Origin of the sequence: Rubripirellula reticaptiva, assembly GCF_007860175.1 — a bacterium.
Taxonomy (GTDB): Bacteria; Planctomycetota; Planctomycetia; order Pirellulales; family Pirellulaceae; genus Rubripirellula; species Rubripirellula reticaptiva.
The window spans coordinates 416,855-441,114 of record NZ_SJPX01000001.1; the positions used below are offsets into that span (position 1 = coordinate 416,855).

A 24,260-nucleotide genomic window follows, 5' to 3' on the forward strand; every position below is an offset into this window, starting at 1 on the left:
ATCACATACCACCTACTTGAACAACCACTAGGCTGGATGCGTAGATACATCGATCGAATCGCCAGCGGGTCGTCAAATCGATAAACGACGTGATATTTCCCCCAAGGCTGGGGTGACCGACCACCATCTTCCCGTTACGACTTATCATCGCGTCTTTGTTTGCAACTTGCTTGCTGACGGTCTCATTCGCTTGCCATCCCTTCGATCTTCTTCGGCCTACTCCACTAGAATTTACGGGCTACCGTGACTGCGAAAAATTGCCTCATCACCGGCGGCGCCGGATTCATCGGCTCTCACCTCGCCGAACACTTACTTGCCGATGGCTTCCAAGTCACGATCGTTGACGACTTGTCGACCGGCCGCGCGACCAACTTGGCCGACATCATCGATCACCGAAACTTGACGTACATCGAAGGCACCGTCGCCGATCCGGCGATCGTTGCCGAACAGGTCGACCGAGCCGATCGCGTCTATCACTTGGCCGCCGCGGTCGGCGTCGCGCTGATTGCCGCGCAGCCGATCCAAACGATTGAGCGCAACATCTATCCGACTCAGTTGATTCTCAATCGGCTAGGTGAGAGAGCTTCCAAAGGCGATCGAGTTCCCTGCTTCATCGCCAGCACGAGCGAGGTGTACGGCAAGAACCCCAAAGAAGTCTGGACCGAAGAAGATGACCTGGTATTCGGATCGACTACGAAGCCGCGCTGGAGCTATGGCGTCACGAAGGCGATCGATGAATTCCTTGCTCTGGCATTTTTCAAAGAGACCGGCTTGCCAGCTGTTGTGGGCAGGTTCTTCAATGTGGTTGGACCGCGACAAACGGGCGCCTATGGCATGGTGTTGCCTCGGTTTGTCGACGCGGCCTTGCGAGGCGAACCGCTTGTGATCCATGACGATGGACAACAAATTCGGTGCTTCGCGCACGTCGATGACGTTGTTGGTGCCGTTATCAAGTTGGTCGACACACCGACCGCAGCAGGACGCGTCTACAACATCGGCAGCGACGTGCCGGTGTCGATCCTGCAACTGGCCCAGCGCGTGATCGATCGCGTGAACCCCCAAGCGACGATCGACTTCCAATCGTACGCAGACGCGTACGACGAATCATTCGAAGACATCCGCCGCCGCGTGCCCGACCTGACTCGAATCAGCGAGACGATCGGATACAAAGCCACGCTGGACCTGGATGCGATCATCGATTCCGTCGCCGCACACCAACGATCCCATTAGACCTGCTGCCCTGCCCCAACTGAATCCTGAACCTTAATTGAAAGAGACGCCCAACATGGATGCTAAAGAACTCGCTCGACTCGCGATTGCATCAGCCGATCAAATTTGCATGTCGTATCTCGCAGACCTCTCCGATGCCGACCTCCTGCACCGTCCGATCAAAGGCACCAACCACATCAACTGGCAAGTCGGTCACCTGATTGCGTCCGAACACATGCTTGGCGAAATGGTCCAGGCTGGTTCGATGCCAGCACTGCCGGACGGATTCGCAGAAAAATACGCTAAGGAAACCGCCTCTAGTGATGACCAGGCAAGCTTTGCGACCAAGGAAGAACTGCTGGCGGCGAAACAAGTCCAACGTGACGGCATGCTCAGCCTGCTAGATAAACTGCCAGTCGAAGACCTATCCAACCCGTCGCCGGAACAAATGCGTTCATTCTTTCCAAACCTAGCGTCGCTGATTTTGTCAGCTGACAGCCACTGGTTGATGCATGCCGGACAATGGGCAATCGTACGACGATCGCTGGGCAAGCCACCGTTGTTCTAACGGACTGCCAGACGCGTGAGCGTGACACGAAGTGCAGCGTGAACTCATTTCGCGCCGCGAGTTACTCGGATCGTCAATTCACCTTGTCGCTGAATTTGATCGATCCGATCGGCAAATCCATTGAAATCTAGCAACATCGCTTGTCCCTGCGTGACCTCGCCCGACATCGCCGCGAGCTGCTGGTCGATGATCTTCAACTTTGCTTCCGCGGCGCGGCGTTGGCCATAGTCATTGGAACTCAAAAATCCACGCACTCTGGTTTGATCGACCAACAAACCCGCGTGCCGATTCATGGCGACGCCTAGTGGGCGTGTGACCTGCAGCCTCATTTTCTTGATTCGGCTGATCGAAAACGGCGTATCCTTCAAACCGGCAATCGTGAAAGTCCACTCACCGCTAACCGCAATCGAATTGTCTTCGGTTACTCGGATCAATCGAAGTTCGAGCTTTAACTCGTACATATCGTCAAAGACGATCTCAGTGGGCGAATCAAACGACAACTCACCCGGCTCTGGCGAAATCTTCGACGAGACAACCACTCCTGCGATGCCTTCAACGAAGAGCTGATCCTGGTCGGTGACGTCCTGCAAACGGTAAGCTCGCTTTGCTGAATCAATGTCAAGCTTGACGCCAATGACTTCCGACACTAGCGGGAAAGGACTCGAAGCCATCTGGTCGGCACTGCGAAGCAGCATCTCATTGGCTCGGTTTCTCTCCGGTTCAACGACTGGATTCGGACGATCCGTCATCGAATTCTCGACGTCAGAATCGGCAGCGACAGGATCTTGCTTGGTTGAAGTTGACATCGACTCGGTCGACGTCGGCGACTCGGACGCCATTGCCGAGTGCATACCGGATGAAGGCTCAACCAAATTCGGCGAAGAAACAAGTGGCGACTCGGATTCTTCTTTTAGATCATTTGCAACGGGACCAGTCGACGAGACAACATCCAGCGGCGGATCACCATGAACAACCGCGTTCCCTTGATCCGCGGGCGAGACATCGACCGCGACTTTAGTAACAGGCAACAGCAGCTTGCCGATGGCCTGCCTCAGGCGTGGGCTGCCAACGAACAGCGACACCGGTAGCACCAGCAAGACAAATACTGAAACGAGTTGCGAAACCGCGGACTTCCACCGAAACGCCCGACGTTGCGGTCTGACAACAACCGCGTCAGCACGTCCCAGAATCGCGACGTCCGAATCCACGGGCATCGGCAACGAAAGATCGGACAAGACTGGCGGGACTTCGTCGCGGACTGCCTGGCCCTCAAGTTCGCGACGCAAATCGGCGTCATATCTCGCCTTTTTGACCTCGTCACAGAGCGTCAGCCTTGCCAGAGAAACTTGGTTCGAAATCGACTCGGCAACTTCGGCGTGTGGCCCATTGGCGGCGAAATGCAGCTCACTGAGGTGACGATCAGCCGCCTGGTTCATCAAATCAACATTCGACTCGAACAGCTCGACGCCCAGCAATCGATACAAATTGGGTGGCTGTTGGTCCGACGGAATCCCCAGCCACTCTTCAAGTGGGTCGAACGGTGGCGGATCGGATGACGGCAAGTCGGGCACGAATCAATATCAACTTTGGGGAACACTCAAACGCGAATCATTCTACTTCGTTTCCAGCGTCACGGCTCCGCCTGAGCTTATTGATCGAACGCTGGATATACTTGGCTTCGGATTCCAGATCAACCAATCGTTTTTCCAGCTTTGCAATCGCTCGATCAGGGTCTCGATGCAGGAAACGCTGGAAAACGTCTAACAGGACGACCGCGCGAAGCGCCTTCACCGCGGTTCCTCGCAACCGATAAACCCGTGCCAATTTCGTCAACTGCTGGATCTTCAACAGTTTCGTCACCTTGGTCGCTCGCAACACTTGCAGCGACCGCAAGAAGGAAAAGATCGGCAACGAGATGATGGCCAAATCGATCCAGTGCTTTTTGCAGTACGCCAGTTTTTTTTCCGCGACCGAGACCTTCAAAATAAACTCGAGCGCAAAAGCAAACCAGATCACGCCTGTTCCGATGTGCAAAATCAGACGCAGCCACGTGTACTCGGCAACCTGAGCCTTCAGGAAAAACTCGATCACCAATACCGGCAATATCATCAGCGCGATCACAATCATTGGAACGCTGAATCCGTGTTCCAATCGAATTCGCAGTCGACGATTCGCTTGCCGCCACCCCAACCCAGGCAACCACAATCGGTAGTTCATTTCCGGACTGCGAGCACACATTCGTAGAGATGGGCAAATGCAAAAGAGCAACCCGAACCAATGGTACTTGCGATTCTCTTCATTCCACGATCGGGTCAACCAGTGCCAAACCGATTCAGCGATCACAATCGGCCAAACCAAAGTCATCACAATCGCTGCAACATCGATGAAACGGTGATCGATCACATCATCGGTCAACACGGATCGCAAACGCGTCGCCTCAGGACTCGATGGATCAATCATCGTGAGCGCGTTTTCGCTCAGATCGGGAACATCAACCCAGACGACCACCAGGACGGCCTGGCAGACCAAGAACGCCAACGACATCGCGAACATCGCCGGAGCTGTGCGGCAGGCGATCGAACGGTGGAGCACGTTTCGGTGAAATCGATTCATCCTATTCCCCTAGGCCGAAACGATCTCGTAACGGGGCGTCGAAAATCTAAAATCGACCGACGATTTCAGCAGACCACTGCTACGAAGCCTTTACGGTAACGTAAGCCATTCGCAGTGCATGGAGGGCTTCGGAGAGCATCTTCGACTCTTCCTTTGACAAATTGCCCTTGGTTTTTTCACCCAGCATTTCCAGAGTGTCGATGTAATGCTTCGCGTATGCCTTGTTGACCGGCGGCTTTTCCATTGACGGATCGGGCACTTGGCCAAGCGTTGCCATGCCTTGCGTGAACAGCATCGACACCAACATCTCGAACGAAGCCGGCGGCATTTTTTCCATGGCAGCCGCACCTTCATCGGCAGCAGCCATGGCTTCCGCGACGGCCTCTTCAGCGCTGAATTGGTCGTCGCTGGCCTGGTCGTCGCTAAGCTGATCGTCTTGCGACTTGTCGTCGTTACTCATGGGAAACTCTCTCTCTAGCAATGGAAACTTGTCGATGGAGACACCTCTAGCGCGAACTCACCCCGAGACCGTCTTTCGTTGATCGCGACTGATGTCGCTCGATCGCCGCGCCGACAAACCCGGCAAACAGCGGATGTGCCTGCAGCGGTTTGCTCTTGAATTCGGGGTGGAACTGAACAGCACAGAACCATGGGTGAGCCGGAATTTCAACAATCTCGACGAGGCCACCGTCGGGGCTCGTGCCAGAGAACTTCAACCCGGCTGCCTCGAACGATTCACGGTACGTGTTATTGAATTCGTATCGGTGACGATGCCGCTCGTTCACTTCGGTCACGCCGTAAGCTTTTCCGGCGACACTTTCAGGATCTAGTTTGGCGGGCTGGCTTCCCAACCGCATCGTGCCACCCATTTGAGTCACGTTTTGTTGCTCGTCCAACAAACAGATCACCGGATGCTGAGTGTCTTTGTCAAACTCGCTGCTGTGCGCAGCTTCTAGGTTCATGACATTTCGGCCATAGTCGATGACCGCACACTGCATCCCCAGACAAATGCCAAAGAACGGAATTCCGCGTTCACGAGCAAACTTGACTGCCTGCACCTTACCTTCGATGCCGCGCTCGCCGAAACCGCCTGGCACCAAGATGCCGTCGTAACCGCTCAGCAAACGTTCACAGCCTTCACGTTCAATATCGGCACTTTGAATACGACCGATCCGTACCTGGGCTTGGTGATGCATGCCGGCATGGTCGATGGATTCATAGATCGACTTGTACGCGTCTTTGTGCTCGGCGTACTTGCCCACCACCGCAATCGAAATTTCGTGATGCGGGTTGCGAAGGCGATGCAACAGATCGGTCCACGGCGAGATATCCAAAGGCTTTGCACTAGTCAGCCCCAACTTTTTGATCACCAACTCGTCAAGCTTGTTTTCGACAAGCGACAAGGGGACTTCATAGATCGAAAAGTCTTTGTCTTTTTCTTCGATCACGGCCTCGACGGGCACGTTGCAGAACAAGGCGATTTTTTCGCGATCGTCGCGGCTGATCGAATGCTCACAACGACAAACCAAGACATCCGGCTGGATCCCGATCATGCGAAGCTGACCAACGCTGTGCTGGGTTGGTTTGGTCTTTAACTCGTCAGCTGCCTTCAAATACGGCACCAAGGTCAGGTGCATGTAGAGGACGTTTTCGCGACCAACATCGAGCGAAAATTGCCGGATTGCTTCTAGAAATGGCAAGCTCTCGATATCGCCGACCGTGCCACCGATTTCGGTGATCACCACATCGACATCATCGCCGCCCATCCGCTTGACCACCGACTTGATTTCGTTGGTGATGTGAGGAATGACCTGGACTGTCTTGCCCAGAAACTGGCCTTTGCGTTCTTTTTCGATGACCGACAAATAAATCTGGCCAGTCGTGTAGTTGCAGTCCCGCGACAACAACCCGGACGTGAATCGCTCGTAGTGCCCCAAATCCAGATCGGTTTCAGACCCATCATCGAGGACGTAGACCTCGCCGTGCTGATAAGGGCTCATCGTGCCCGGATCGACGTTGATATAGGGGTCCAATTTCTGCATACGGACCCGCAGGCCACGCTGTTCTAGCAGCATGCCAATCGAGGCACTGGTTAGCCCCTTGCCAAGAGAACTGACCACGCCGCCGGTTACAAAGATGTGTTTCGTCATGGATCGAGATCATAGCGAACCGATCCTGATTTGTGACCGGGCTATTTGATGGAGTTTCGCCCGTCCGTCAGAACAATTGCCCCGGCAAGCCGTCAAAATCGCGATCTTCCGCCATTGTGCTGCCTAGAGAATCCCAGCCATGAGGGCCACCAATCGAAATTGACCATATTGCAGCATCGATCAGTCCCAGACGTCGCTCGGCGGCGGCTTCCCCTTCGCCGCTGACCTGTTGCCGGCCGATTTCGTTGATCACGACCAACGCATCCAGGGCCGTGATCGCCACGTCCTGATTGGCGTTGTAGTAATAATCCTGCCGCAGAGACGACAATCCCGATGGCGAGTTCAGGTCATATTCGGGCAACCCGATCGTTCCACCGCCCCGGCTCAGGGCGTTAATAACCAGCAGTGCGTCCAGCCCGCTGACCGCACCGTTCCCGTCCACATCGTAAGGATTGGCTGGGTTCACGTAGCGAGATGTAATCTGCACCGTCAATTCGATTGCGGCCGAGTTTCCGGCGACGTCTTCGCCGACGACCGTAAAGCTCTGGACGCCTCGCACTGACGACGGTGGTGTCCACTGCAGCAAACCAGCCGCTGGATCAATCGTCATCAATTCGGGGCCATCGACAATCGACCACCTAGAAATCACCTCATCCGCTGCCATCGCCGCAGCAATCGGCTCGCCCGCAAAACCATGCGTGGGCAAAGCGACGGTGTCGATCATCGGCGCGGTTCGATCAATGTTCACCACCAGCGCCGACGACGAACCACTGACCAAGCTTCCGACTCGGCTGCGCGCAACCAGTGAATACTCACCACTTTGCAGTGACTCAGGAAAATCCCAAGTCACTACGACCACCCCAGAATCAGCCGACGTCGTTGCCAACACCTCGCCGGTATTCGAATCCACCAACTCGATCAACGCGCCCGCGGTGGCTTCCGAAACAGTCGTCGTCAAAGCTTGGTGATTGACACTTTCAAGAACCGGCGACGACGGAACGAGAAGCGAATCAATGAACTGCAGTTGAAACGCCTGAATGTCGTACGGCAAATTGTTTGCGACTGCGGACGTCACACCGAACAGAAAATCAATCGTGCCGGTGAAACCAGCGGCCGGCGTGATTTCGAAGATGCCAGTGACTGGATCCAGCGACGCTGTACTACCAAAAGAGTCACTGGAATACTGACCAGCAAACGCAACCGCATCCGATTCCAGGTCGATTGCTTCCAGCGTCAATGAATAGGTTTCATTCGATGACGCCAAGACCTGCGGCGGAATCGGCTTTAAGAACGGATTAGCATTCACAGCATCCGCGACCGTGCTGACCACAAACGTTTGCGAAACGGAATTCCCGTCTTGGTCCGTCACCTGAACCGTCACATCGACCTGCACATCAGCCGCCAGTGCTCGCAGCATGACGACTGAATTCTCCACATCATCAAACACGTCGATTGTTCGAATGACCACATCAGTCAGAGGTTTGCTGGTGACGCTGTCCACCGGTGTTTTACTGATTGCTTTGCGGACGTCGAACCCTTCGACCAGTTGACCAAAAATGGAATGATTGAAGTCCAAATGTCGGGTATCGGTTGCGGTGACAAAGAACTGTGAGTTGTTCGTGTCATCAGATGTCTTTGCGAATGACAAAATGCCTTCGCGGTTGTGCTGGAGATCGGGATGGAACTCGTCATCGAAATCGGCCAAATCGGATCCGCTGGTTCCTGTGGCCGTTGGATCGCCGGCCTGCAATACAAAACCATCGATCACCCGGTGAAATAATATCCCGTCATAGAACCCAGCCTCTGCCAACTCAATCACACGCCCCGACGCTCGCGGAGCACGCTGCTCGAACAACTCGAAGACCATCTCGCCGAAGTTCTCGACGTCGACGCGGATCGATCGGTTACCCGAGATCACGACTGCTTCAACCAAGGCCGGGTTGCTGACCGTGACGGTTGTGGTCAGCGGTCCGCCAGACGCGCCCGCGGCATCAATGGGAATGTGCAGCGGGCTGCCCATTTCAACTGTTTGATCGGCGATCAATTGAAAACTGGGGGCGTCCGTAGTTTCGCCTTCTGCCTTAGCAACGATTCTGCTGGCAGCCCAAACATCGCTGGCCAAAGCTGGCGGAAGATCCCAGTCGCCGGCCAACAACCGCCTAGCTTCAAGGTTTTCGAGTCGCAAATGGCGTCTCAATCGAGATCGAAAAGAAGTCACAGGCATCACGCTGGCTTGGTCCAAGTCACGTCGAACGAGAATGCGTCGAAAGTACAAACTCAGTGTAGTTTGAAAGAGACAAAATGAGTTTGAAAGAAATCAAATCCGACCGCTCACACTTCAACGCCTTGCCAGTCGCGTTGCAAACGCCTGCAGGTCAGATTCGGTATCAATTCCCGCAGTCGCCGACTCGACTCGGGCAACCAATATCCGCTTGCCAGCTTCGATCGCCCGTAACTGCTCAAGCCTTTCCGTCATCTCCAATACACTCGGCGACTGCTGCGCAAACCAACTCAAAAATTCTCGACGATACGCGTAGATCCCCAAGTGGTGCCAGTAGATCGGCGGCTCGGCATCTAGCATTGATTCCGGCGATGCATCACGAGAGTGAGGAACTACAGCGCGGCTAAAATAGACCGCCCTGCCCTTCCCTGTCTGGCCCCCATTTTCGGATGACTGGTCGCGAGTGGATTCACCGCCATTGGATTCGTATCCCGCCATCACGATCTTCACGCACGAAGGCGAGCTCAGCCTTTCAAGATCACGGATCGGTGTCCCGGCCGTCGCCATGTCGGCGGCCTGATCATCGATCAACAGCTTGGCAACGGAATCGATGGTCTCGGGATCGATCTCAGGCTCGTCGCCCTGGACGTTGACGAAAACGTCAACGCTAGGAAACTGGCTGGCGACCTCGGCGATGCGGTCGGTGCCGCTGGCGTGATCAACACGTGTCATGACCCACTTCCCGCCAAAAACATCGACTTCACGAGCCATCCGCTCATCATCGACCGCGATGACGACCGCTTTGGCAAGCTTGGACTGCAAGGCAGCTTCGTAGGTGTATTGCAGCACCGATTTACCGCTTACTTTGCGCAGCAACTTCTCTGGCAACCGAGTCGAGGCAAGCCGAGCGGGGATGACAATCTGGCAATTTACAGGCATGGCGAACTCTTGATCCGAAAGGACGACAAGGCGAAACGGCAGCGATGCGAGAGTCGCAAGCGTCAAAATGTAAGCGCTGATTCGGCCGGGTGCGATCCACTGGCATAAAGTTGGGCCGAACGCCGACAACGGGACTCGGCGAATGGCTGGATTTCGCTACATTGTCGTGGCGTTTTTGGTTTAACCATCTCACTTTGGCTCGCCCCGCTTATGCCCACTGAATCCGCATTGCCTTCGGGGATGGAAAGCATCTTCGCCGGCGCCTTGATCGTCTACCTGATCGCCCTGTACGGGATCGGGTTCCTCGCTCAGCGGCGTGTCAAGAATGTCGAAGACTTTGTCCTGGCCGGTCGCCGACTGCCAACTTCACTGGCCACGATCACAATCATCGCAACCTGGTTCGGCGCAGAATCGTTGATGACGACCGCCGACGAAGTCGGCAACGAAGGGCTGCGCAAAGCGATGCTCGATCCTATCGGCATCTCTCTTTGTTTGCTGCTAGCAGGCCTGTTCGTCGCTGGCCCCATGTGGCGAATGGGGATCCTGACCATCCCCGACTTTTTCAATCGTCGCTACGGCAAGACCGCTGAAATCCTGTCTTCATTGATCATCGTGCCAAGTTACTTTGGCTGGGTCGCGGCCCAATTCGTAGCACTCGCGCAGCTTCTCGATGTGTTTTTTGGCATCCCTAAAGAATGGGGCATCACAGCGGTTGCGACACTGGGAACCGGCTACACCTTGCTGGGCGGAATGTGGACAATCACGTGGACCGACGCGATCCAGATGACATTTATCCTGATCGGACTGATTCTGCTAGGTCATGCGATCCTGGTCGAACTTGGCGACGGCAGCATGTCAGCCGGATTGTCAGTTATGCAGACCGACATCCCCGACGAACGTTGGCGGATCGCCGACCCACCGACGTTTTGGCGAGACACACTCACTGCGATCAGCGCGCTGGCGATCGGTGCGCTCGGTAACCTGCCCATGCAGGATTTAATGCAGCGAATCTTTTCTGCCAAGAGCGATACCGTCGCCTCGCGTGCCTGTCTATGGGCGGCAGCTGGATACTTGGTCATGGGCATTTTGCCCGTCGGCACAGGCATGGCAGCACACTTGCTGTTGCCGCAGCAGAGCGGCGACTTTGACGGAGTCGTGTTGCTGGTTGCCAGCAAGCTGCTGAATCCGATTTTGCTATTGGTATTCTTTCTAGCAATCGTTTCAGCAGTCCTGTCGACCATCGTCAGCGCTGTGATGGCGCCGGCGGCGGTGATGGCGCACAACTTGGCCGAACCGGTTTGGCGACGATCCCAAGAAACGGCGCCGACCCAGCAAGGATTACTGTGGCTACAGCGGATCGCCATCGTGATCGTCACGATGGCTTCGGCGTGGTTGGCATACAAGGGCGAAGGCGCCTACGAGCTAGTGCAAGGATCGTACTCAATGCCACTGGTCAGTTTGTTTGTGCCATTCATCATCGGCATCCACTTCAAGCACGCTCCACCACTGGCGGCGATCCTAGCAATCGTGTTTGGGATTACACCATGGTGCCTGCACATGTTGATCGGCTGGGAAATTTTCTTCGAACCATGGCTCGAAGCCGCCGGGCTTCCAATCCCGCACGAACTTGCCGGCACCCTCTGCAGCCTGATTGGCTTCCTGATTGGCGCGGCACTTGGCCGCGCCCAAAACACGGACACCCAAACGTCTGCTTTGTAACGACCAAGTCCTCGCGACTCATGTCGTAGGTGACCGACTTCCAATCAACCCAGTTCACTCGCACAGCGTTGTCATCGTGGAACTGCACGACGGTAACCCCGCACCACCGTCCCACGGAACATGCAAGCAACTTCGTGCCAACCGTCACGGGCGTTTTGGAATCTACGAGAGTGCCATCATCCGCCAGCGGAATTGCGATCGGATAACGTTTCAGTTTCGATCGGTTGACGAGGCTCTTGTTGGTAGGTCCGAGACCGACAAATACGGTGTGGATCGATCGCCACCTACAGTAGACGGACGCGAGATTTCGTCCCAGGGTGCAACATCGGTGAAAGTAGATTTTTTCACCGCCGGCATTTGCGAGTTCATGCGTACCGTGTCCAAGTAATCCAACGGGGGCACCTCCGTGACACGTGCGTGTCGCTGAGACCGATCCGCGTCAGCGTCAGTGCCATAACAGAAATCGCCAGCAACAACGAAAAGCAGTATCCCGTCGTCACCACGCATGCCATGCCGACGTAACGGCACAGTACCGCAGCAACGGTGACAATCGATAAAACCCCAACCAAGGATGCAACGATGCCCGCCAAACCAGACGGAGTCGAAAAAGCCGTTTGATCAATGCTCGGATTGTTGCTGACCTTGCTCATCAAGGGCTCTCCCCTCTCACGACTTTGCCAACTGGATCCTGTGTCCCCACCCAGTTGTGGCACTAGAAATCGCCCTAAAACCTGGGATTGCGACAACCAGCTTAAACAACCCACCTGCCTGAAGCACCGAAACCAAGCATTATTGCCGCTTCATCGTCACTCACTTCATCGAAACTCCATCAACAGCGGCCATCTCCTCACTCACCATCAGTCAGTGTTTCCCGCGTCAATCAGCGTTCGAATCGTTGCTTCTAACTTAGATGTCCCACCAAACGTAAATCCGAGTTTCTGGATCTTGCTCGTGTCGATCTTGTTCTTCGCAACCTTCTCCGATCCCGAGATCACCGATTCGCTTTTCGAGAGACGCTTGGCAATCATCGCGACTTCGTGCTCGCTGATCATGCGGTCACAGCAATTGTAGGTTTCGCCGTCAATGCGTTGGTCGGTTTCCAACAACAGTCGGATTGTGTCGACCACGTCATCGACATGCACTGACTTGCTGCCGCCCGAGACGTCAACGCTGCGCCCCGCGATAATGGCTTGCACCAGCGAAAACCACTTAGAATCCGCGACCGGGTCGGCGGCGCCATAGATAGCCGTTGGCCGCACCGAACAACACGACAGTCGCTGTGAATGTCCGTAGGCGTGGATGAGCGTTTCGACCGATGCCTTGTAGGCTCCATAGATCGACCCGGGCCATAGCGGATGTGTCTCGTCGAGCGGATAGTTGATCGCGATTTTTTCGTGCACAGCACCCGACGAAACAAACACAAACCGGCGAACCGAATGAGACGTGGCCGCCTCGATCAACTGCAGTGAACCAATAACATTGGTTTGAAAGTACGCCGACGGATCGGCAGGCCAATCCATGAACCCGTCACTTGACCGATCCAGACCGGCATGCACGATCACATCCGATCGCTCAGCCAATTCAATCGCAGCATCTTGATCACCCAATCGGCCATTGATCCAGGTGACTCCGCTAGATGCTGCATCGAGCTGCGAATTGGAATCGCGTCGCCATGCGATCACGGTATGCCCTTCGGCAACCACACGCTTGACAAACGCCTGACCAAGAAATCCCGTCGCGCCCGTCAATCCAATCTTCATCGTCACTCGCTTGCAATATTTGGCCCGAAATCATTTCGTCCCAATATGGCAGATCAAGCAGCCGATGAAGTAAGCCGACCTTGCAATTTTCCACACATGATCAACTTTGCCCCAATATCCATTTAGCGGCTAGACATTGAAAAGAACTCATCGGCTTCTTCATTGTCCGCACTTAGCAATGCACCCGGCTTTGACACCGATGAACCTAACTGCGAACGAGCGATGGCCGATTCTTTGAATTCTCGCAACTCGATCAATTCATCACGAAGTTTGTTGAACACGCCTGCGAAGTCGGTCCAATAATCGCCGTCTCGAAAGGTCAATGGGAATTCGCTTTTACCATCGACCAAGCGTTGCATTTCGCGGCGAAGTCGAAAAATAGGGCCGGCAAATCGATTGGTCAATCGCAGCATGTCGTAGGCCACCAGTGGCGCCAACAAGATCAGTCCGGGTGCCCAATAGATCGCCTCGTCCATACACTTAACAATAGCGTCAGATAACGTCGCGTTTGTATTCGACATCGTTTCGGCAAAGACCAAAATCACGATGAAGTAGACTGCACAGGCGACGCTATAAAGTGCTGTTCGCTGAAGCAGTGTTCCTTGAACATGCCGATCGATGAGCAGTTGTTGACGGAGAAACGCTGGCCGATTGTCAGTATCCATTAGTTGCCGATCGCTCCTGCGATTGCTTCGCCCGACGCGTCAAAACTCTCTTTTGTCGAATTCGCAAGAAAACTGACGGACGCAGCGCAAACGCCAATGATCATCGCGAGCATAATCGCGTATTCGACAGCCGTCGTGCCATCTTCTTCGAAAATGAACTCGGCAATGGTTTGAAGGGATTTGCCCTGAAGCATGGTCAGACCGATCGGGGTTGTATTGAACCGATGTTAGACGAGTGACCCACCAGTTTTAAGACCGATGGCATGTGACTAATAAAACCGTAGTGCGCTTTGCGACGTAGAGACGGCAGACACTTGCAAAACCGCGTCCTCAAAACGGGGGCGAACCCTGCTTTTCCCGGTTTTAACGGAATTAACGATTCTCGAGGCTAGTTAAACCTTGCATGACGACCGCGATCGTCTTTGCTAACCTATCTCGTAAATCTATGTCGCTAAGTGATGCCGACTGGTCGTGATTTAGCCCAGCGGCAACTTTTTCCACCATTTCTAACTCGATCTCGCCCCTTTCCATGCTCGGACCAATTTTCACCCGCGAAGCGACTGTGGTACCGAAACGTCCCAAGACGTATTTGGCTCGTGCGGTGTACGTGCTATCGCTATTCCTGCTGCTCTGCACAGGCTATTTGGTGCTGGATGGTTCGCGGTCGTTGGGCAACAGCGGCGATGCGGCGCGGTTCGGCGGTTGGATGTTCACGCTGCTGGCGCCTTTGCAGTTGTTGGTGCTCTCCAGTATCGCAGCCGTGGGCGCAGCTAGTAGCGTGGCACAAGAAAAGGACCGCCGAACGCTAATTCTGCTGCTGCTAACCCGGCTATCTGGTTTCGAGGTGGTTGCCGGCAAGATGGCCGCTACACTCCTGACGCCGCTCTCGATGCTGCTGTGCAGCCTGCCACTGTTTTTGTGCCTACCGCTGTTAGGGGGAGTTTCCCCGAGGCAAGTGATGGGCGTTTACGCAGTCACGGCAGCTTCGATTCTGCTGGCCGCTAGCGTTGGCACCTTGATGGGAATGTGGCGAGAGAAAACGTTCCAAGCGATCGCGTTAACAGTGCTGGGGTTGCTGATGTACATCGGCCTTGGCGAGATCGTGTCCGAATCAGTCTCGACACTCCCCGAAACTGCCAAGCTCGCGATCAGCGCCCCTCGCGCACTTGCCGCGGCGGCATCGCCCATGGCCAGCTTATCTAACGAAACCGCCGCTGGTGTGCTGGGGTTCGTGATCGTGACCACCGGTTTGGCCCTGATCGTGCTTGCGATCGGCGTGATCAAGGTTCGTGTTTGGAACCCGTCGCGTGAAGTCCGCATGCGTGCGCCGGAACCTGAATCTTCCGACGAAGCACTTCATGCATCGGCGCCGGCAAGCTGGAAAGTTCGCGCGCCGCGACCGGTCTGGGACAATCCAATTCTGTGGCGAGAAGTACGCACGTGGGCCTACGGCCGAAAAGTGTTGGTGATTCGAGTCGCGTTTGTCTTGCTGTTTCTATTGGTCGCCGCCGTGCTGTACTTACAAATTCAAGATGGCGTCGCGATGGAATCGGGTGGACGGATCGGACGCGCCCTGCCATCGGTGACGTTACCACTGGTTGCGATCGGTGTGATCAGTTTGGTCTTGGTCAACGCGCTGGCAGTCACATCGGTTACGGGCGAGCGAGACGGACTGGCGATCGACTTGTTGCTGGTCACCGATCTAAGCCCAGCCGAATTTGTTTTCGGCAAACTGCTGGGCGTGATGTATGTGGCCAAAGAAATGATTCTGTTGCCAATGGTTTTGGTCATCTACTTGGCTGCCAACGGTGTGCTGACAATCGAGAACACGGTGTACGTGATTCTGGGTTCGATCATCTTGTACGTGTTTGTGGCAATGCTCGGAATTCACTCGGGGCTGAACTACGTGGCCGGCCGCAGCGCAACGCTGGCCAGTTTGGGAACTGTCTTCTTTTTATGCGTCGGCATCGCCGTTTGCATGACGATCATGGTCAGTTTCCGCGGCGCATTCCAGCTTCAGTTGGCACCATTCTTGGTGATGATTTTGGGTGGCGGCGCAGCACTTTTTGCGGCACTGGGATGGCGAAACCCATCGTCCGCGATCTTCATGGCTTCGTTCGGTCTGCCGCTAGTCACGTTCTATGCGATCACTCAGTTTTTGCTGCAAACGGACCACTTGTATGTCTTCTTTGCCATGCTGGTTGGATACTGCTTCACGACCGCCGCCATGATGATTCCTGCACTCAGCGAGTTCGATGTTTCGCTGGAACGCGACCGCGCCGCAGCCGGAGACGCAGCTTGAGTGCGATCATCGATCTTTGGCCATGGCTGATTTCGATGGCGGTGCTGATCGTTCTAAGCGCACTTTTCAGTGGCAGCGAAGCGGCGCTTTTTTCCTTGACGCCGCGCAGTCGCAAAAGCCTGGTGCGTGCCGGAATCGGCGGCCGTATCGCAGCAGGACTGCTAGAAAATCCTGAACGATTGCTGTCGGCAATCCTGTTCTGGAATCTGCTAATCAACATGACCTACTTTGCAATCGCTGCGATCGTTGGCGGAAAGTTGGAACATCACCCGGCCGCTGGCCACTCGTTTGCGATTGCGTTTACCGTCGCATCGCTGATGACGATCATCTTCTTCAGCGAGATGCTGCCCAAAAGCTTGGCCGTGCTCGCACCGTTGCGGCTATCGGTCCTGATTGGCCCGCCGTTGTTGTTAGCCGTTCGGGTCGTCAGCCCTGCCCTGCCCCTCGTCGCAGTTACCAACCAAGCGGCCAGCCGACTAATCTGGCCTTCCTTTGAACCCGAGCCGGAAATCGATCTAGCAGATATCGAACGGGCAATCGAGCTCGGAACCGATGATGCCGCACTGTTGCAGCGAGAACGAATGGCATTGCGGGGATTGGTCGAAATTGCCGAAACTCGAGTCAATGAACTGATGCGACCGCGCAGCCGCCTTTGGTTGTGCAACGATCTTTCCGACCGCAACGCGATCATCGAACAACCACTGCACAGCAACTATTTGATGCTCGTCGACAATGACGAAATGATCATCAAATCAATCGGCGTGCGAATGTTGCGTCCCAGCCATTTGGACGACCTTGTCAGCTTTGCCGAACCCGTCATCTATGTGCCCTGGTCGGCATACGTATCGCAAGTCCTTGACCTACTCAACGAAGAAGATCGCAGTGTCGCCGTGGTCGTCAATGAGTTTGGCGAGTTCGTCGGCGCGGTCACTATCGATGACATCCTGCGCCGTGTTCTGGCCCCGCGCCACGACGAAGGTTTCCTAAGCGAATCGTCTGTCCAGGAGATCGAACCCGGCCGCTATCGAGTTTGGGGGTCCGTCAGTGTCCGATCACTTTCCAAACGCTTGGATATCGACGTCAACTGCGAAGGCGTAACCACAATTGCCGGTTATATTGGACGACAAAACGAACGCGTCCCGCGTCCCGGTGATACGGCACCGATGGATCGATTCACGCTGTCAGTCGTCGAACAAGAAGACGAAGGCGTCTGGATTGAAGTGCTTGATGGTAATCGCAGCGAACCGGGCGACCGAGACGACGAGGCGACCACATGATCCTGGCGTGTGTGTTGTTTCTGATCGGTTTATCGCTGAGCGCATTCTTTAGCGGTACCGAAACAGGACTCTACCGAGTGTCGCGGACGCGATTGGTCCTGGACGGGCTAAGCGGCTCGATGGCGGCACGTGGGATCATTTGGTTACTAAACCACCCCGCTATTTTTGTCGCCACGACCTTGGTCGGCAACAATTTGGCCAACTACCTAACGTCATTGGCAATCGTGATGGCGGTCGCGTCTCTGTTTGGTGTCGGTTCAAGCGTTGAACTGATTGGCCCCATGCTGATGACGCCGATCGTGTTCGTGTTTGGTGAACTGTTGCCGAAATATCTTTTCTATCACGCACCGTACCGAATGATCACCGCGACGCGGCCATTGCTGTTGGGCACGGCAGTGCTGTTCGCGCCCGTTTCGATCTTGCTGGGACTGTTGGGGCAATTGCTACAAAAGATTACTGGCCAGACACCGTTTCGATTGCGACTCGCAATGGCTCGCGGCGAATTGGATCAAATCCTGCGCGACGGCCACGAAGCTGGAATTCTAGCCGCTGGCCAACGATCACTTGCGCAACGGCTTTTCGAAGTCGGCAACCAGACGGCGATGTCATTTGGTGTCGCAGCCGATCGTTTAGCGATCGTTACCGCGCCCGTTGATGTTGACGAAGCCCGTCGTCAAGCACGCCGCCGCAATCACCCAATCGTCTTGGTCAAACGAGGCACACAAATCATCGGCTTCTTGTGGTACGCGGACCTCTGCGCTGGTGAACCTAGCCTCGAACTTGGCCCCGCGATTCGCGGCAAAGTGAGCGATCGCCATCTCAACATTCTGCTAAGGCTCTATGACGCCGCCAGCGATGTTGCGGTTCTGTATGACGAACACAATCGAGTTCGATGCGTTGTCACTCGGCGGCAATTGCTGCAGCCGCTAATCAAGTAGAAGTCGCGTTTACGATTTCGAGTAACCTAAACTCGTCATCACGTCTAACATTTCATCGCATGTCAGATAGCGACGATGATGCTCAATTTTGTACTGGTCGATAGCCAAAGCGAGTTCTCGTCCATCGTCGGTCAGCCCCGCATGCGAGCTCCCGAATTGACGTCGCTCGCTTCGCCCGGGAACATTAGCGGCAAGCGTCCGGCGGTCAACGAAACTGTCCGAAGACGCGTCGCCTGAACCATGTGCCGACGGCTGCGGGCTTGGTGTGCTGACAACAAACGAGTTTTCAGGACTAGGTGAGTTACTGGGATAGCTTGACAATGACATAGGTTAGCTCGGCGCAGAGAAAGACTGTCGGATTCAGCCCGTGCGGTTTCTTCCACTCAAACCCTACGTCATAAAGCACCGACGCGCCGGGAAACTAGATTTCTTTCCTGGTTTGCAGCGATCAAAATCGTCGCAACCGTCACTATCGCAACTGAACGCCAGGCGTCGAACTGGGACGAGGCTCACTGGCCATCCGTTGCTGGACATCCTGCAGTTGCAAAATTCGCTGACCTTGGTCGTATGACATCGTGCCCAACCGAGTGGCCGAAGCAAGCGAGTCGCGGGCAACTTCGATCTCGCCGCCCTCCAAAGCGAGCGCCGCAATTTCCAAATGCGGTGCCGCATCGTCTGGATTCTTCGCCGATGCCCGCACAAAGCACCGTAGCGCTTCATCGGAACGTCCGAGTTGTCGCATCGCGATGCCTTGCAGCATGTCGACCTTCGCCGGCGCAGCTTCGATACCAACCCCATCCTGCAACCGATCAAGTGTCGCTAGCAAGCGGTCGTAACGTTTGTCAGTCAAATAGATCTCGGCCGCCTTGATTTGCACCTCGGAATAGTCCGGCTGCAGAGCCAGTGCACGGTGATACGCGGCCAGCGCTTCTTCGTTCTTGCCCGCAGCATGCAGACAATCGCCACGCAAACGCCAAGCCTCGGGTGAATCGCGTTTGGATTGCAGTGCCAACAAACTGTTCGCGTCTGCATCGGCAGCTCGCCCGACGTCCAAATACATCCGCCCCAGCCGTTCCACAAACTTAGGATCACCGGCCGACAACCGGACCGCTTGTTCCATTTGCTGGACTGCTAGCTCTTTTTCGCCACGTTTCCAGTACGCTTCGGCCAGTCCCCAGTGAGCCCGATCGTCGGACTTTGAAACCTCCAGCGCATCGGTAAACAGCGATTCGGCCAGTTCCCAGCGCCCTTCGTGGATCGCTTGAAATCCCTTGCCCGACAAACTTCGCGCCGCGATTGATTGGCGACTCTCACCAAACCGACCGATCGCCCGACAACCGCCGAGGGTCAAAACAACCATCGCCGCAAGGGCAAAGCAGAATCGGATGGCGGGCGGTTTCATCAGCGGGCCAAGAAGAAAAGGAACAGTATCAGGCTAAGTACCAAAATCTACGTGGAACCGGCAAGATAAACGTCACCGCTTTGCTACCAACCATCCCAGCATTTGCATGACGAGGTTTAACATTTGCTAGCAATCAAAACGGCAGCAAGCGTAGTGATCAGCAACACGTCTTTCAAACCAAATTGCATCGTCAATCAACTTCACTCGGAGACAGCGCGGCAAAGTCAATCGTGTCCGCGAACGAATAGAACCGTTTATTCGGCGTTATCCGCTTCCGTCGCTAGCGAGACCTCAATCATCACGGGAAGGTGATCACTGGCAAACCGGCCTGCGGGCGTTAGCGGGTTCAGGGTTTGGTGAGAATGAACGTTGACCTGATCGGTGACCATGATGTGATCGATACGACGCCCATCTTCGATCGCCTCAAATCGATTGAACGTCCCCGTTGGGCCAGTGGCCGGTAACGAAGACTGGTCGCGTGCATCGCGAAGCGGAACAACGCTGCCAGATCGAAGATTCTTCAACGGGACCGAATCCACGCTCGCATTCAGATCCCCCATCACAATGACCGGAATCTTGCCCGCCTTCCTGTCGACTAATTGGGCAATTCCTTTGCCCGAATTTTCTCTTGCCAAACTACCGCGGTGATCAAAGTGCGTGTTCAGAATGTACCACTGTTTCGAATTTGAAAGATCTTCCAATAGCATCCAAGTCAACGTTCGCGGCAAGGCAGCATCCCAGCCCTTTGAACCAACGATCTCGGGTGTCTCGGAAAGCCAAAGGGTACCCTGATCGATCGCTTTGAATCGGTCTCGCCTGAACCCGATCGCAGCAAATTCGCCACCGTCCTTGCCGTCATCCCGTCCGACGCCAAACCACTGCAATTCAGGAGCGCCAGCTTTGATATCGTCCAACTGCTTTAAAACAGGCTCTTGCAATCCAACGATGTCAGCTTCGGTGATCGTAGCAATCACAGTCTCACGGCGATTGGCCCATACATCTGGGCCGTCGCTCTTATTCAAATAGCGGACATTGTAGGTCATGACCTTGATACCACTTTGCTCGTTCTTCGCAAGTTCCACACCGGGCTGCCCCCATGCAGTCGGCGCAACAACACACAGGCATAACAGCACAACAGCCATCACGCCGTCAGTAAAAAAAGCAAGTCGGTCGATCACGGTCAAATCCTTTCGAATTGGAAGAGGGAATAAAACACCATTAGAATCTAGCGCCCGTCCGAAAGCGACCTGACGGCGAAACTGCTTCGCTCGCCCAACAAAGTTCCAGCAAATCGAGTGTCGGTAAGATACCGAATTGTCAACGTAGGAGGCCAACGAAAAACATTTCCCAGAAACATCAGCACCCGACCGCACCCCAAATTTCAGAAACGGTTCGCAACCAAAGTCTTCAAGACTTTCGGCGATCTCCAAACAGGGCAAAACCCTCAGCGGCATGTCGCTCAAATACAGATTTCCATTCACAATGATTCGCAGCATGGGATTAGAACGCCCTTCAGCCTGCAGATTGGTACTGCGACATGCGTTTCAAATCTAGCCTTGCCGGCGGGCGACAACAGTTGGCCGGTGCGTGCTCCTTAGTTGCTGGCGATTACCCTCCGCTGTGCACTTGCTTGCCTGCATTCGGGGCGACACCCATCGGATCGCCTTCTTGAACGAATGAAATGCATGGCAAAAGCGAACACTCCTGTTGTTAATATCACGATCAAGACACGCATGGCCAATACTGGACAGAACTCCGTCCGCGATTCAAGCAAACCGTGCTGTATCGAAACCGAACCATTCCCAGGCACGCGAAAACTTGGAGGCCCGCCCAAACGAAAGAGCGAGTTGGCAAGTAACGGATCGGCCAAGGCAGGTGCTCGTGCAAAGATAGCCAGTTGCAACTGGACCTGGTTCCACCAAGCTCCAGATTGAAGAGTCTAAACCTTTCCATCAACAAGCACACCGATACGCTCTCCATCCACTTGGAGACTAACAAGCCGTTCAATCCGCCATTATTTACCCTTGATAAAAACCGCTAGCTGCGAGTTACGATTGAGATACGGAGAGCCGGATCGAGTGTACTGAGACTCTTTCGTTAGAAGATCGAGCAAGTACAGATTCCCTCGGCCAACGATCGCGATGCTAAGATTGCGGCCAGACGCCACTGGTCCAACCACCGACTTCACGGCCGTCCGGCATCAACGGGCAGCGTTGATATAACCCGTTCGAAAATCGATCCACCGCCGCTCCGTGTGCATGCATGCAATGGCTATTCGCCGCCCGACTTTTTCGAGGGGCTTAATGTGCAGCAGATGCGCCGTGTCGCAATATGGGCCGGTGTTTTAACAAATGCGTGCTCTGGCACGAGTGAATCGACAAGCCGTTCAAGGACAGCTTTGCCCATAACCTGATGTTCCGGGTCGCGGCCTCGAAACAGAACCGACACACTTACATCGTTTTGCTTTCGCAGGAGTGAAATGACGCGGTGTAGTTGGTCGCCCAAATCCATGTCTTCGGATTCAGGACGAATCCGAACTTCTTTAGTCTTTGCAGTGCTCGTCTTGATCGACGGTCGTTGCGATTCGTGCCCTTCTTCGCCGATCGGCCAAGCGAGCGCGTTACAGTTTGGGCAGCAGGCATCTCCAGCAAGCGAACGATTGAGCCGGAACTCGATTCCGCAGACATCACAACGATGCGGAATTCCTTCAGGTGTGCGGGAGGATGGCTCATTCATGGACAAGCATAAATTTTAGTTGAATCATGGCGGCGATCAGCAGGCCGGGACGGCCTAATTTCAAATTGCAAAACCTTGCAAACCTAACTTGGGTTCACCCGCATTCATCCTACTGACTTGAGCGTGCCGGAGCCAGTTTGCAGCTCAAGGCTTTGCACAAGTCAATCAAAACAGATGCGGACGCGAAGAATTCAAATTCTTGAGTTAGCGTATTTTGGCTCGGGCAATGGTCCGAGCAATGATTCCGACCGCACGAGCACTGACGAATTCGCCCCGCCGACAACACACATCAGATCAAGCTCTGTTTCAAACGCCCGACCGGTCACCGTCGCAGTGATCGGGTGCGGATCGACTAGTCAAATCCTCAGACGTCTTCTCCGGTGCATCGGACCGTTCCCAGCAAAAAGTGTTTCAGCTTTGAGCGGCATGAAAGATCGCTTGTTGCAATCCGTAAGATGCCCCCAGCAGCGCCCTTGAACCTATTCACTAGCAGCACTGCTCGCTTTCAACGCTCGAACCTCGGCCTCAAGGAGCAGAACACGATCAACCAACGCATCGATTGTCGGTTGCGCAAGGCGAGTCGAACGATAGATTCTTAGTGGGTCGTCATTACTCGGCCAGTGTGGCGGCAGGTTGGCACGTACCCGCATTTCCTCAATCTGCATGTCCATTGAAACAACGGCGGGGTGCATTCCACCGAAAAGACTAGCTTCTGAGTTGCGTTTGGCAACGAGTCCCCGAATCGTATCCGCATCTACGCTTTCTTGCACTGATGATTGATCATCCGGATCACGTGAAAACGCTTCACGTCCGCAATACACTGAGAATGCGCACGCAATCGCAGCGATGGCTAACGTTAATCCAATGATTCTTTTAGAAGCAGGCATAGAAGAACCAAAGCAGTTCAGTTAATTGATTTGAAACCTACACGCGTCGCGCGATCGTCATCCGCCACAACGCGATCGGCGTGTCGAACGAAACTCCTGGGCGGAACCAAGAGCCGATGTGCACCGCGACAGCACACCTGCACTTGGAAATGGCGTGTCCTTAATGTAAAGCTTTACGATACGACCAGAATGGTCGATAGCAAAGCGACCCGTGAACCCATCGAGCTTCCGGTCAGCATCTAGCTCATGATCGACAGGCGTTAAGTCGCGGAGGTCTATTCGTTACTCAAATATTTAGTTTCGGATTTGAATTCACCGATTTCTGTCGGTCCGGGCAAAACGGCAGCCAATCGCACGATCGAGTATCACCGAGCACCCATTGCACGAATGTGATACGATTTTGCCCAGGAAATGCGAGATAGGTTTCCGTCCAGGGATACTTCTGCGGACTGGTCTCAATCCGCTTTGCCAGCATCAACGCAAGCTCGTCCATTAATCGTTCAAGCATCCGTCCGCGCCCGTTGCCTTCGCCAGCAGACGGACGCAACAGATTGCGGTGCAAACGGCCCCAAGATTTATCGCATTGATTCGGGTCTTGCCAGACTTCCCAGCGTTCAACCGAACCAGGACGTGCAATGATGAACCAGTGGTGTTCGGCAAACCGGGCGTATCCCGGAATGCGGGCCGACCAAATGTCCAAGACAATCTTCGATTCAGGTTCGAGCATGCGTCAGTCGGATAACAAATAGCGTTTTACCATGTCGCCGCGATAGCGATGGCCAATAAAACTTGTTGAACTGAACCGCCTAGCTGACGCGGTTTGGTAGTCGGAGATTGCATCGAGTCGGCTTGCTGTTTGCTGCCGCTGACTTGA

General features: G+C 54.7%; 22 protein-coding genes. 6 read left to right on the plus strand and 16 right to left on the minus strand.

Annotated features, from left to right (window positions below; translation table 11 throughout):
* Positions 1–243 precede the first annotated feature (243 nt).
* Positions 244–1,230, plus strand: a complete 987-nt coding sequence (locus Poly59_RS01470; RefSeq protein ID WP_146532304.1) for an NAD-dependent epimerase/dehydratase family protein — start codon at positions 244–246, stop codon at positions 1,228–1,230.
* A gap of 55 nt (positions 1,231–1,285) precedes the next feature.
* Positions 1,286–1,777 carry a DinB family protein gene (locus Poly59_RS01475; RefSeq protein WP_146532305.1) on the plus strand — a complete coding sequence of 164 codons (492 nt, stop codon included), beginning with the start codon at positions 1,286–1,288 and terminating at the stop codon, positions 1,775–1,777.
* Between the two features lie 44 nt (positions 1,778–1,821).
* Here Poly59_RS01475 and Poly59_RS01480 read toward each other — a convergent pair whose 3' ends face one another.
* From Poly59_RS01480 to Poly59_RS01505, 6 genes are all read right to left on the minus strand, one after another.
* Positions 1,822–3,348: a hypothetical protein gene (locus tag Poly59_RS01480; RefSeq protein ID WP_146532306.1), complete on the minus strand. Its 1,527-nt coding sequence runs from the start codon at positions 3,346–3,348 to the stop codon at positions 1,822–1,824.
* Between the two features lie 37 nt (positions 3,349–3,385).
* Positions 3,386–4,390, minus strand: a complete 1,005-nt coding sequence (locus Poly59_RS01485; protein WP_146532307.1) for a potassium channel protein — start codon at positions 4,388–4,390, stop codon at positions 3,386–3,388.
* A gap of 79 nt (positions 4,391–4,469) precedes the next feature.
* Positions 4,470–4,850: a DUF1844 domain-containing protein gene (locus Poly59_RS01490; protein ID WP_146532308.1), complete on the minus strand. Its 381-nt coding sequence runs from the start codon at positions 4,848–4,850 to the stop codon at positions 4,470–4,472.
* A 46-nt stretch (positions 4,851–4,896) separates the two neighbouring features.
* A complete protein-coding gene (locus Poly59_RS01495; RefSeq protein ID WP_146532309.1) occupies positions 4,897–6,540 on the minus strand; it encodes a CTP synthase in 1,644 nt (547 codons plus the stop codon).
* 67 nt (positions 6,541–6,607) lie between these two features.
* Positions 6,608–8,737: a peptidylprolyl isomerase gene (locus Poly59_RS01500; RefSeq protein WP_186775960.1), complete on the minus strand. Its 2,130-nt coding sequence runs from the start codon at positions 8,735–8,737 to the stop codon at positions 6,608–6,610.
* A gap of 141 nt (positions 8,738–8,878) precedes the next feature.
* Positions 8,879–9,700 carry a 3-deoxy-manno-octulosonate cytidylyltransferase gene (locus Poly59_RS01505; protein WP_146532311.1) on the minus strand — a complete coding sequence of 274 codons (822 nt, stop codon included), beginning with the start codon at positions 9,698–9,700 and terminating at the stop codon, positions 8,879–8,881.
* Positions 9,701–9,910: 210 nt separating this feature from the next.
* On the opposite strand from Poly59_RS01505, the gene Poly59_RS01510 reads away from it, so the two are divergent.
* Positions 9,911–11,419 carry a sodium:solute symporter family protein gene (locus tag Poly59_RS01510; protein ID WP_146532312.1) on the plus strand — a complete coding sequence of 503 codons (1,509 nt, stop codon included), beginning with the start codon at positions 9,911–9,913 and terminating at the stop codon, positions 11,417–11,419.
* Between the two features lie 365 nt (positions 11,420–11,784).
* Here the strand turns inward: Poly59_RS01510 and Poly59_RS01515 are convergent, their stop codons facing one another.
* From Poly59_RS01515 to Poly59_RS01530, 4 genes are all read right to left on the minus strand, one after another.
* Positions 11,785–12,069 (minus strand): hypothetical protein, encoded by a 285-nt coding sequence (locus Poly59_RS01515; protein WP_146532313.1) that lies wholly within the window; start codon positions 12,067–12,069, stop codon positions 11,785–11,787.
* Between the two features lie 207 nt (positions 12,070–12,276).
* Positions 12,277–13,179, minus strand: a complete 903-nt coding sequence (locus Poly59_RS01520) for an NAD-dependent epimerase/dehydratase family protein (RefSeq protein ID WP_146532314.1) — start codon at positions 13,177–13,179, stop codon at positions 12,277–12,279.
* Positions 13,180–13,301: 122 nt separating this feature from the next.
* Positions 13,302–13,844, minus strand: a complete 543-nt coding sequence (locus Poly59_RS01525; RefSeq protein WP_146532315.1) for a hypothetical protein — start codon at positions 13,842–13,844, stop codon at positions 13,302–13,304.
* Positions 13,844–14,038, minus strand: coding sequence for a Flp family type IVb pilin (locus Poly59_RS01530; RefSeq protein ID WP_146532316.1), 195 nt, complete (start codon positions 14,036–14,038; stop codon positions 13,844–13,846). Before Poly59_RS01530 ends, Poly59_RS01525 begins: the two co-directional genes overlap by 1 nt.
* A 335-nt stretch (positions 14,039–14,373) precedes the next feature.
* Here Poly59_RS01530 and Poly59_RS01535 point away from each other — a divergent pair, with 335 nt between their 5' ends.
* Genes Poly59_RS01535 through Poly59_RS01545 form a run of 3 tightly spaced genes read left to right on the plus strand, consistent with a single transcriptional unit; the run spans position 14,374 to position 18,361 of the window.
* On the plus strand, positions 14,374–16,146 hold the full coding sequence (locus Poly59_RS01535) for an ABC transporter permease (RefSeq protein ID WP_146532317.1): 1,773 nt from the start codon (positions 14,374–14,376) through the stop codon (positions 16,144–16,146).
* A complete protein-coding gene (locus Poly59_RS01540; protein ID WP_246151297.1) occupies positions 16,143–17,423 on the plus strand; it encodes a CNNM domain-containing protein in 1,281 nt (426 codons plus the stop codon). Before Poly59_RS01535 ends, Poly59_RS01540 begins: the two co-directional genes overlap by 4 nt.
* Positions 17,420–18,361, plus strand: coding sequence for a CNNM domain-containing protein (locus Poly59_RS01545; RefSeq protein WP_146532318.1), 942 nt, complete (start codon positions 17,420–17,422; stop codon positions 18,359–18,361). Before Poly59_RS01540 ends, Poly59_RS01545 begins: the two co-directional genes overlap by 4 nt.
* A 9-nt stretch (positions 18,362–18,370) precedes the next feature.
* Here the strand turns inward: Poly59_RS01545 and Poly59_RS01550 are convergent, their stop codons facing one another.
* The 6 genes from Poly59_RS01550 to Poly59_RS01570 form a co-directional block, all read right to left on the minus strand.
* Positions 18,371–18,688 (minus strand): hypothetical protein, encoded by a 318-nt coding sequence (locus Poly59_RS01550; protein ID WP_146532319.1) that lies wholly within the window; start codon positions 18,686–18,688, stop codon positions 18,371–18,373.
* Positions 18,689–18,830: 142 nt separating this feature from the next.
* On the minus strand, positions 18,831–19,763 hold the full coding sequence (locus tag Poly59_RS01555) for a tetratricopeptide repeat protein (protein WP_246151298.1): 933 nt from the start codon (positions 19,761–19,763) through the stop codon (positions 18,831–18,833).
* A gap of 254 nt (positions 19,764–20,017) precedes the next feature.
* Positions 20,018–20,941: an endonuclease/exonuclease/phosphatase family protein gene (locus Poly59_RS01560; protein ID WP_246151299.1), complete on the minus strand. Its 924-nt coding sequence runs from the start codon at positions 20,939–20,941 to the stop codon at positions 20,018–20,020.
* Between the two features lie 1,093 nt (positions 20,942–22,034).
* The gene (locus Poly59_RS01565) at positions 22,035–22,499 is read right to left on the minus strand and encodes a translation initiation factor (protein ID WP_146532320.1); all 465 of its coding nucleotides are present in this window, start codon (positions 22,497–22,499) and stop codon (positions 22,035–22,037) included.
* Between the two features lie 479 nt (positions 22,500–22,978).
* The gene (locus Poly59_RS29190) at positions 22,979–23,386 is read right to left on the minus strand and encodes a hypothetical protein (protein WP_186775961.1); all 408 of its coding nucleotides are present in this window, start codon (positions 23,384–23,386) and stop codon (positions 22,979–22,981) included.
* Positions 23,387–23,672: 286 nt separating this feature from the next.
* Positions 23,673–24,113, minus strand: a complete 441-nt coding sequence (locus Poly59_RS01570) for a DUF3750 domain-containing protein (protein WP_146532321.1) — start codon at positions 24,111–24,113, stop codon at positions 23,673–23,675.
* Between the last annotated feature and the right edge of the window lie 147 nt (positions 24,114–24,260).